Origin of the sequence: Protofrankia sp. Cj3 (assembly GCF_917627355.1) — a bacterium.
GTDB lineage: Bacteria > Actinomycetota > Actinomycetes > Frankiales > Frankiaceae > Protofrankia.
Genome location: NZ_CAKJTR010000117.1, coordinates 6,744 through 16,262, shown reverse-complemented (window position 1 = coordinate 16,262; position 9,519 = coordinate 6,744). Strand labels below are relative to the sequence as shown.

The following is a 9,519-nucleotide window of genomic DNA, read 5'->3' as shown; positions in this document are numbered from 1 at the left end:
GACAGGTGGTGGACAGCGGTACGCAGCCCGGTGTCGTCATCCTTGACCTTACCGTGACCAATCTTGCCCTCTGCGTGCTGAACCTCGCGCCCGGCCTGCCCTTGGACGGAGGCCGGCTGGTCGTGGCCGCCGTCTGGGGCGCCACCAAGAACAAGCTCCAAGGCATCCGGGTCGGCGCCTACGGCGGTTTCCTGGTCGCCGTCCTGCTGGCGCTGTGGGGCCTGTTCGCCCCCGGTAGCGACTTCGGCGGTGTCTACCTGCTCGGTGTGAGCGCGTTCATCGCGGCTGGGGCGTATCAGCTGTTGCGGCAGGCTCAGATCCACATGCGCCTGCCAGGGGTATCCGCCGGTCGGCTCGCGCGTCGCACGCTGCCGGTGGAGGGTGCCGTGCCGCTCGCCGAGGCGCTGCGGCGGGCGCGTGAGCTCGGCGCGAGCGCGGTGGCTGTCGTCGGCTCCGACGGGACACCGCTCAAGGTCATGAACGGGTCGGCCGTGGACGCCCTGCCCGAGCATCGCCGGCCGTGGATGACCGTGGACGAGGTGAGCCGAACGCTCGAGCCCGGCATGGTGCTCGACGCTGAGCTGGAAGGTGAGGATCTGTTGGCAGCCGTGCGGGGCACACCGGCGTCCGAATACCTGGTGACGCAGGGCGGCCGCCCGGTCGGCATCCTCGCCATGGTCGATCTGGTCGCTCGCATCGACCCAGCGGGCGCTGCCCGGTCGGCGGTCCGCTCGTGAACCGGCCGCCGACCGGTGCGGCGCACCGCCGCGGCGCCTTCACCAAGGGCGACCGGGTGCAGCTGACCGACCCCAAGGGGCGGCGCCACACCGTCCTGCTCGAGCCCGGCCGCCAGTTCCACACCCACTCCGGCGCTATCGAGCACGACGACCTGATCGGCCGGGACGACGGCGTGGTCGTGACAAGCACCGGCGGGACACCGTACCTGGCGCTGCGTCCGCTGCTGACCGACTTCGTCCTGTCGATGCCGCGCGGCGCCGCCGTGGTCTACCCCAAGGACGCCGCGCAGATCGTGGCGTACGCCGACCTCTTCCCAGGCGCGCGGGTGCTGGAGGCCGGGGTGGGTTCGGGCGCGTTGTCCTGCTCGTTGCTGCGGGCGGTCGGCGATACCGGGCGGCTGGTCTCCTACGAACGGCGGCCCGACTTCGCCGAGATCGCCCAGAAGAACATCGAGGCCTTCTTCGGCGGGCCGCATCCCGCCCACACGCTGCGGGTGGGGGATCTGGCCGCGGCGACCGAGCGCGACATGGACCGGGCGGTGCTGGACATGCTGGCCCCGTGGGAGGTGCTGGACGCGGTGAGCGCCGCGCTGGTGCCGGGCGGGGTCGTCTGCGTCTATGTGGCCACCACCACCCAGCTCGCGCGGGTGGTCGAGGCACTGCGCGAGTACGGCACGTTCGCCGAACCGGCGGCGTGGGAATCGATGATGCGCACCTGGCATGTGGATGGGCTGGCCGTACGCCCGGACCACCGGATGGTCGGTCACACCGGCTTCCTCGTGACAGCCCGGCGGCTCGCGGACGGGGTCACCCCGCCACCGCGGCGACGGCGCCCGGCGAAGGGCGCACGGCCCGACGTGACCGAGCAGACGTCCCCAACGCCCGGTTCCGCGCTGTCGGATTCCCGACAGGGGGCAGAATCGGTCGTACGTTGATCCGCGCTACGGCTCCCCGGCGGGGAGCCGTAGCGCGACAGCGCGTTGCGAAACAGACGGTTCAGCTGCCCGGCCCGGCCTCGAGGGTGCCGTCGGGACGCTGCACGTAGATGCAGTTGCCCGGGCAGTCGTCCGCAGCCGCGACCACATCGCCTACCAGTGGCAGTGGTATCGGTACCGATTCACCGGGTTTCGTGCGCAGCAGCCCGTCCGGCCCCTTCACGTACGCCAGCCCGTCAACATCGAACTCGAAGACGGTCGGAGCAAACTGGACGCAGAGTCCGTCTCCGGTACAGGCGTCCTGGTCGATGCGCACCCGCAACGCCGGCGGTGTTGTTGGTCCGGTGAGATTCCTGGGCGTTGCCACAGAGCTCCGATCTTCTGTCACCATGGCACCGTAACTCGCTGTTTACGGCAAAGCAGGCTCGTAGTCGTCAGACAGGCGTGCCAGCGGCGGTCACAACGGTAGTGTTGGGTGCGTCCCGGTCAGCACGGGGGAGGTGGAGGCGCGGTGTCCGGTCCCCGTTCGGGCTCTGGCTCCGGTGGGAGCTCGGGTCGTCCAGGTGATGGAGATTCACGAGCGTCGGCATACGAGAAGGAAGTGCACGAGCTCACAACTCAGGTCGCCTTCCTTGAGGAGGAGGTGGCCATGCTGCGGCGGAGACTCAACGAATCCCCGCGGCAGGTCCGTGCCCTTGAGGAACGATTGGCTGAGACACAGGCGGATCTCGTCGGTGTCAGCGGGCAGAACGACAAGCTCGTGGCCACGCTGCGCGAAGCTCGCGACCAGATCATCGCGCTGAAGGAAGAAGTCGACCGGCTCGCCCAGCCGCCGAGCGGCTATGGGATCTTCATCGGGTCGTACGACGACGGCACGGTCGATGTGTTCACCCAGGGCCGCAAGTTGCGGGTGACGGTGTCACCGAACGTTGGCGTGGTCGATCTGAGCCCCGGGCAGGAGGTCATGCTCAACGAGGCCCTCAACGTCGTCGACGCACGCGCGTTCGAACGCCACGGTGAGATCGTCCTGCTCAAGGAGATCCTTGAGAGCGGCGATCGAGCTCTGGTCATCGGCCACACCGACGAGGAGCGCGTGGTCATGCTCGCCCAGCCGCTGCTGGACGGACGGCTGCGGGCCGGTGACTCGCTGCTGGTCGAGACCCGGTCAGGGTACGCCTTCGAGCGCATCCCCAAGTCCGAGGTGGAGGAGCTGGTTCTCGAAGAGGTCCCGGATATCGGCTACGAACAGATCGGCGGCCTCAAGGGCCAGATCGAGTCGATCCGTGACGCCGTCGAGCTGCCGTTCCTCTACAAGGATCTCTTCCTTGAACACAAACTGAAGCCGCCGAAGGGCGTCCTGCTGTATGGCCCGCCCGGCTGCGGCAAGACGCTCATCGCCAAGGCGGTGGCGAACTCGCTCGCGAAGAAGGTCGAGGCACAGACCGGCCAGGGCAGCGGACGGGCGTTCTTCCTGAACATCAAGGGCCCGGAACTGCTGAACAAGTACGTGGGTGAGACCGAACGGCAGATCCGGCTCGTGTTCCAGCGGGCGCGCGAGAAGGCGTCCGAGGGCATGCCCGTGATCGTGTTCTTCGACGAGATGGACTCGATCTTCCGGACCCGCGGGTCAGGAGTGTCCTCGGATGTCGAGAACACGATCGTTCCGCAGCTGCTCAGTGAGATCGACGGCGTCGAGCAGCTGGAGAACGTGATCGTGATTGGCGCGTCCAACCGCGAGGACATGATCGATCCGGCGATCCTGCGGCCGGGGCGGCTGGACGTGAAGATCAAGGTCGAACGCCCGGACGCCGAAGCGGCCAAGGACATCTTCGCCAAGTACGTGACGCCGGATCTCCCGTTGCATCCGGAGGATCTCACCGAGCACGGTGACAGCCGGGAGGCGACCTGCCAAGGGATGATCCAGCGGGTTGTCGAACGGATGTACGCCGAGACGGAGGAGAACCGCTTCCTCGAGGTCACCTACGCCAACGGCGACAAGGAGGTCCTGTATTTCAAGGACTTCAACTCCGGCGCGATGATCGAAAACATCGTCGCCCGTGCCAAGAAGATGGCCGTCAAACAGCTCATCGAGGGAGGCGTGAAGGGGCTGCGCATGCAGCACCTGCTCAATGCCTGCATCGACGAGTTCAAGGAGAACGAGGACCTGCCCAACACGACCAACCCGGACGACTGGGCGCGTATCTCCGGCAAGAAGGGCGAGCGGATCGTCTACATCCGCACGCTCATCACCGGCACCAAGGGCACCGAAGCCGGCCGGTCCATCGACACGATCGCCAACACGGGCCAGTATCTGTAACCGATATCTGTAACCGATTTTCGCGGTGGAAGCCCGGACACCGGGTGACAAGGCGCTGTACCGGTGGTGGGCAGGGCGGGATCTCCCGCCCTGCCCACCCCGCTGTTCTCCGCTGCCTCCGTCTCGTGACGCGCCCCCAGCCTCGCTTCTTGATCTACATTTCCTGTTGCCGGAGCCGCTCAACGCTCCCTCGCCAGCCGCGGCCCTCAGCCACATCACATCGCATCGCGCAGACCATGATTTTTACGTCCGCCCCTGATCGGTTATGTGCCTGGGGCAGGGCTGTCAACGGCTCGTATGTCGTTGGCAGCGTGCCGCTCGGCCTGTTCTCGGAGATCCGCCAGACAGTCACGCACAGTCAGCCATCGAATCCAGGTCTCGGTACGGCCGCAAAACACCTACGCTGAGAGTGTGAGCGTTCGCCGGATCATGGGAGCCGAGACCGAGTACGGCGTGTCGGTGCCCGGTCAGCCAACCACCAACCAGATGCTTGCCTCGTCGTTGGTGGTCAACTCCTACGCCAGCCGACAGGCAACCGGCACGAGCCGGGCCCGGTGGGACTTCGAGGAGGAGTCACCGCTGCGCGACGCACGCGGCTTCGAGCTCCCCCGCGAGCCCGTGGCCGATCCGTCGGCTCCCGCCAACGAGGACGACCTGGGGCTCGCCAACGTCATCCTCACCAACGGCGCGCGCCTCTACGTCGACCACGCCCACCCCGAGTACTCCACCCCCGAGGTGACGAACCCGCGCGACGCGGTGCTGTGGGACAAGGCCGGGGAGCGGGTCATGGCCGAGGCCGCGCGGCGGGCGCTGTCCGTCCCGGGCACGATGCCGGTGCACCTGTACAAGAACAACACGGACAACAAGGGCGTCTCCTACGGCTGCCACGAGAACTACCTCATGGCCCGCTCCACACCGTTCGCCAACATCGTCCGCCACCTCGTGCCCTTCTTCGTTTCCAGGCAGGTCGTGTGTGGCGCCGGCCGGGTCGGCATCGGCGTGGACGGCCGTGAGGCCGGTTTCCAGCTGAGCCAGCGGGCCGATTTCTTCGAGGTCGAGGTCGGGCTGGAGACAACCCTGAAGCGTCCGATCATCAACACCCGGGACGAGCCGCATGCGGACCCGGAGAAGTACCGCCGGCTCCATGTGATCATCGGCGACGCGAACATGAGCGAGATCTCGACCTACCTCAAGATCGGAACTACCTCGCTTGTCCTCGCGATGATCGAAAGTTCCTGGCTGGATGTCGACCTGACCGTCGACAACCCCGTGGCCGGCCTGCGGGCGGTCTCCCACGACCCGTCCCTGCGCCACCTGCTGACCCTCGGGGACGGCCGGAAGATGACCGCCGTCCAGCTGCAGATGGAGTACCTGGAGCAGGCCCGCAAGTACGTCGAGGACCGCTTCGGCACCGACCTGGACGCCCAGACCGCGGACGTGCTGGCACGCTGGGAATCAGTCCTGGTCCGTCTTGAGGACGACCCGATGAGCTGTTCCCGGGAGCTGGACTGGGTCGCCAAGCTCGCCATCCTGGAAGGCTACCGGGCCCGCGACGGTGTCGACTGGGACGCTCCGCGCCTGCAGCTGGTCGACCTGCAGTACTCCGACGTCCGGCCCGACAAGGGCCTCTACAACCGCCTGGCCGCCCGCGGGCGGGTCGACCTGCTGCTTGACGAGAACGAGATCGTCCGTGCCATGACCGAGCCCCCGCACGACACCCGGGCGTTCTTCCGCGGCCGCTGCCTGGCGCTGTATCCCCAGCAGGTCGCCGCCGCCTCCTGGGACTCGGTCATTTTCGATGTCGGGCGTGACTCCCTGCAACGGGTACCCACCCTGGAGCCGCTGCGCGGAACCCGGGCGCACGTGGGCGAGCTGCTGGCCCGCTGCCCGACCGCGCTGGACCTCGTGGACGCACTCGCCAAGGGCTGACCCACGGCCGCGGCCTCGCGGAAGCATCGGCAACCGGTCATATCCCGACATGGGAGAGTGCGCCTGCGCGCGCCGGCGTGGGAGGTGGCCAGCGGCGTATTGCGCCGTGGGCGGACGTCGCGACGTGCGGGCCGGATCGTGATGAAGTGGTGCTCTGACGTGGCCCCGTGCACTCCTCGACGTCGCTGCCGCCAGGGCGAGGTTGACGGCGGCGCCCGCGAGCGGTTCAGGATGGCGGAGCCCGGGGATAGTGTCGCTTCATCACGATCGAAGGAGGTCTCATGCCTACCAAGGACACCGGCGGCGGTCAGCAGCGCTCGGGGCGCAAGGCGGACCAGAGCGACGAGGTCGAGGTCGAGGAGTCCAGCGCCAGCGACCTCAAGGAAAGGCACGAGAAGCTGTCCGAGGACGTTGATTCCCTGCTCGACGAGATCGACGACGTACTCGAGGAGAACGCCGAGGAATTCGTGAAGGGCTACGTACAAAAAGGGGGGGAGTAAGAGCGTGTGTGAGATCGGGCTTTCGATCAGTGAGCCCCGTCCAGGCGCCCCCGGGCAAGGCGGAAGGCCGAAGCGATACCGGATGAGTCGTATCGGTGTGGCCGACAACGCGGCCAGGGGGCACCTGGACGCGGCGAGGCGGAATGACGATCTCACACACGCTCTCAGAGGCTCCGGCAACCGGGCCCGGCTCGCGCCGCCTGGTCGGCGCCTCGCGTCATCGCTGCCCGTCCGTTGCCGCGCGATGCACGGGTACGGCTCGTCGGTCGCCACCCACCATCTCCGGTGAGTCTCCGCGCCGCTTCGCGACCCATCCACCCGGACACCGCTTCCTGATCGAACGGCCTCCTGCCGGAGCCCGCAAGCGACACCTGTTCTCTGATCACAGCAGGCCGCACGGGAATGAGCTTGCCGACATGCCGGCTCCGACGCTGGCTGGATCAAGTGACATCGTGTGCGGCAACGGCACCGTTGGTCTCGGGAACCTCACCGACGACCGGCGACCGCCGGCCCAGGCAATCAACTATCTGAAGGGGGATTTGTGGCTGATCCAGCGGGAGTCGCGGGGCGTCTACCGTCTGTGTTCATGACACCGGGAACGTCGTCGTTCACCGAGTTCCTGGCCACGGCCGCGCCCGATCTGCTCCCGGGCGCGCGCGAGCGGCTGCCGGTCGCCGCCACCGAGGTGGCCCACGGCACGACGATCGTGGCGGTGGCGTTTCCCGGCGGCGTGATCATGGCCGGTGACCGCCGCGCGACCATGGGCAATGTGATCGCACAACGTGACGTCGAAAAAGTGTTTCACGCCGACGAGTACTCCTGCGTCGGGTACGCGGGCACGGCCGGGATCGGTGCGGACCTCGTCCGCCTGTACCAGGTCGAGCTCGAGCACTACGAGAAGATCGAGGGTTCGACCCTCAGCCTGGACGCCAAGGCCAACCGCTTGTCATTCATGATCAAAAACAACCTTGGGATGGCTCTGCAGGGACTCGCGGTCGTCCCGTTGTATGCCGGTTACGACCTCGACACCGGCAAAGGGAGGATCTTTTCCTACGACATCACCGGGTCTCGGGCCGAGGACAGCTCCTTCCAGGCCATCGGATCGGGCTCGGTGTTTGCCCGCGGCGCGCTCAAAAAACTCGTCCGGGCGGACCTGACCGCGACGGAGGCGGTGCGGGTCTGTGTCGAGGCCCTGTACGACGCCGCCGACGACGATTCCGCGACCGGCGGTCCCGACCTCGTCCGCCGTCTCTACCCGGTGGTCGCCTCGGTTACCGCGGACGGCTTCCGCCGCTTCCTCGATGATGAGGTGGGCGCTGTCGTCGAGGCCGTCGTCGCTGACCGCATGACGAACCCGGGAGGCTGACATGACCATGCCCTTTGGCTACGCCAGCCCAGAACAGCTCGTCCGGGACAAGTCCGAGTACGCCCGCAAGGGCATCGCCCGCGGCCGTAGTGTCGTGGTGCTGACCTACACCGACGGCATCCTGTTCGTCGCCGAGAACCCCTCGTCGACCCTTCACAAGATCAGCGAAATCTACGACCGGATCGCGTTCGCCGCGGTCGGCAAGTACAACGAGTTCGAGAACCTGCGGACTGCCGGCGTGCGCATGATGGACGTCCGCGGCTACATGTACGACCGCCGCGACGTGACCGGGCGAGCGCTTGCCAACTGGTACGCCCAGACGCTCGGCACCCTGTTCACCGACAGCATCAAGCCGTACGAGGTGGAGATCGTGGTCGCGGAGGTCGGTGAGCGGGCCGAGGACGACCAGATCTACCGGCTCACCTACGACGGGTCGATCGCGGACGAACGTGGATTCGTGGCCATCGGCGGGCAGTCCGAGCAGGTCAGCGCATCCCTGAAGGAACATCACGCGGACGGCCAGCCGCTTGCCACCGCGCTGAGAGCAGCCGTGAACGCGCTGCGGGCCGGCACGCCCGCGGGCGGTAACGGCGACCGCGCCCTGTCCTCGGCAAATCTTGAAGTGGCCATGCTCGACCGCACCCGCAATCGCCGGCTGTTCAAGCGCATCTCCGGCACGCAGCTCGACGTCCTGCTCGCCGAAACCGCGGACAAGGACGACCGCTAGGACGGGTTCTGAAAGCCGCCCCACAAAATCGATCATATTGCGGCACACCGGCAGGCCATCGCGTACGCCTGGCCTGTCGGCACCGGTCGGTCCGCGATGCCGGGCATGCGCTGCTGCCCGGCTCACCGACAACAGCCAATACGGCCAATACGGCCAATACGGCTGATAGCGGCGATGATCTGGGACGTGGCCCGCGGGGCGGCGGGCAACGGGGTTCCCAGCCAGCGCGAAGCGGTGGCTGGAATACGGCGAGCAGCGGTGCAGGCGGCTCGGTGCAGGGGCGGGTGTGCCCGCACCGCCGCCGGCGCTCCCAGCGCTATCCCGGGGCCACCTGGCTACGGAGCCAGCTCAGCGTCCTGCGCCAGGCGTCCCGGGCCGCCTCGGGCCGGTAGACCTCCGCACGGTCGTCGCTATGGAAGGCATGTCCCGCGCCCGGATAAACGATCAAATCGGTCGGTACCGCTGACGTCGTGGCCGCCGCCCGCAGCGCCTCGATCTCCGCCCGGCTGATCAGCGCGTCGTCCTCACCGTAGAGACCGAGCCACGGCGTGCGCAGCGAGGGGGCGCTCTCCACCAGGGGCGCGCACCCCTCCCAGTACGGCGTGCTCACGCCGCCGCCGTAGAACGACACGGCCGCGCCCATGCTGTGACGGGCGGCGGTGCCCAGCGCCACCGTCCCGCCCATACAGAAACCGATCACCGCTGTCCGCTCGGGGCCAAAGCCGTTGTGCGCGAGATGGGCCAGGCAGGCGTCGATGTCCGCCGCGATGGCCGGGCCGGTCAGGGTACCCATCCGCGCGACCGCGGTAGGCCAGCCACCCGCCGGCTCGACCTCGGCGAAGCCGTCCCGGTGGTAGAGGTGTGGTGCCACGGCGAGCCAGCCGGCCTGGGCCAGCCGCGCGCAGACCGAGGTGAGGTAGGGCGTGATGCCCCGAGCGTCGTGAACCACGATGACCCCGCCGTACGGTGGGTCGTCCGCGGCCGGCGCCACCACCGTGGCGGGAACAG

9 protein-coding genes and 1 pseudogene are annotated in these 9,519 nt (G+C 67.9%); 8 read left to right on the top strand and 2 right to left on the bottom strand.

From position 1 onward, the window contains the following. Positions 1-737: pseudogene (locus MJ783_RS15745) on the top strand (peptidase M50); the annotation flags it as partial. After that, a complete protein-coding gene (locus MJ783_RS15740; protein WP_239311196.1) occupies positions 734-1,672 on the top strand; it encodes a tRNA (adenine-N1)-methyltransferase in 939 nt (312 codons plus the stop codon). The pseudogene MJ783_RS15745 and the gene MJ783_RS15740, both read left to right, overlap by 4 nt. Before the next feature lie 61 nt (positions 1,673-1,733). Here MJ783_RS15740 and MJ783_RS15735 read toward each other — a convergent pair whose 3' ends face one another. Then, positions 1,734-2,063, bottom strand: coding sequence for a ferredoxin (locus MJ783_RS15735; RefSeq protein WP_239311195.1), 330 nt, complete (start codon positions 2,061-2,063; stop codon positions 1,734-1,736). A 120-nt stretch (positions 2,064-2,183) separates the two neighbouring features. Here MJ783_RS15735 and arc point away from each other — a divergent pair, with 120 nt between their 5' ends. From arc to prcA, 6 genes are all read left to right on the top strand, one after another. Beyond that, the gene (gene arc / locus MJ783_RS15730; RefSeq protein WP_239311194.1) at positions 2,184-3,989 is read left to right on the top strand and encodes a proteasome ATPase; all 1,806 of its coding nucleotides are present in this window, start codon (positions 2,184-2,186) and stop codon (positions 3,987-3,989) included. Positions 3,990-4,400: 411 nt separating this feature from the next. After that, the gene (gene dop / locus MJ783_RS15725) at positions 4,401-5,918 is read left to right on the top strand and encodes a depupylase/deamidase Dop (protein WP_370651647.1); all 1,518 of its coding nucleotides are present in this window, start codon (positions 4,401-4,403) and stop codon (positions 5,916-5,918) included. A gap of 281 nt (positions 5,919-6,199) precedes the next feature. Then, positions 6,200-6,418 (top strand): ubiquitin-like protein Pup, encoded by a 219-nt coding sequence (locus MJ783_RS15720; protein ID WP_239311193.1) that lies wholly within the window; start codon positions 6,200-6,202, stop codon positions 6,416-6,418. Positions 6,419-6,834: 416 nt separating this feature from the next. Beyond that, positions 6,835-7,008, top strand: a complete 174-nt coding sequence (locus MJ783_RS15715; protein WP_239311198.1) for a hypothetical protein — start codon at positions 6,835-6,837, stop codon at positions 7,006-7,008. Beyond that, the gene (gene prcB / locus MJ783_RS15710) at positions 6,960-7,784 is read left to right on the top strand and encodes a proteasome subunit beta (protein ID WP_239311192.1); all 825 of its coding nucleotides are present in this window, start codon (positions 6,960-6,962) and stop codon (positions 7,782-7,784) included. The genes MJ783_RS15715 and prcB overlap by 49 nt, the downstream gene beginning before the upstream one ends. Position 7,785: 1 nt before the next feature. After that, positions 7,786-8,511 (top strand): proteasome subunit alpha, encoded by a 726-nt coding sequence (gene prcA / locus MJ783_RS15705; RefSeq protein WP_239311191.1) that lies wholly within the window; start codon positions 7,786-7,788, stop codon positions 8,509-8,511. A 316-nt stretch (positions 8,512-8,827) separates the two neighbouring features. Here prcA and MJ783_RS15700 read toward each other — a convergent pair. Then, positions 8,828-9,519 (bottom strand): dienelactone hydrolase family protein (locus MJ783_RS15700; protein WP_239311190.1); only part of this gene is annotated, 692 nt, incomplete at its 5' end.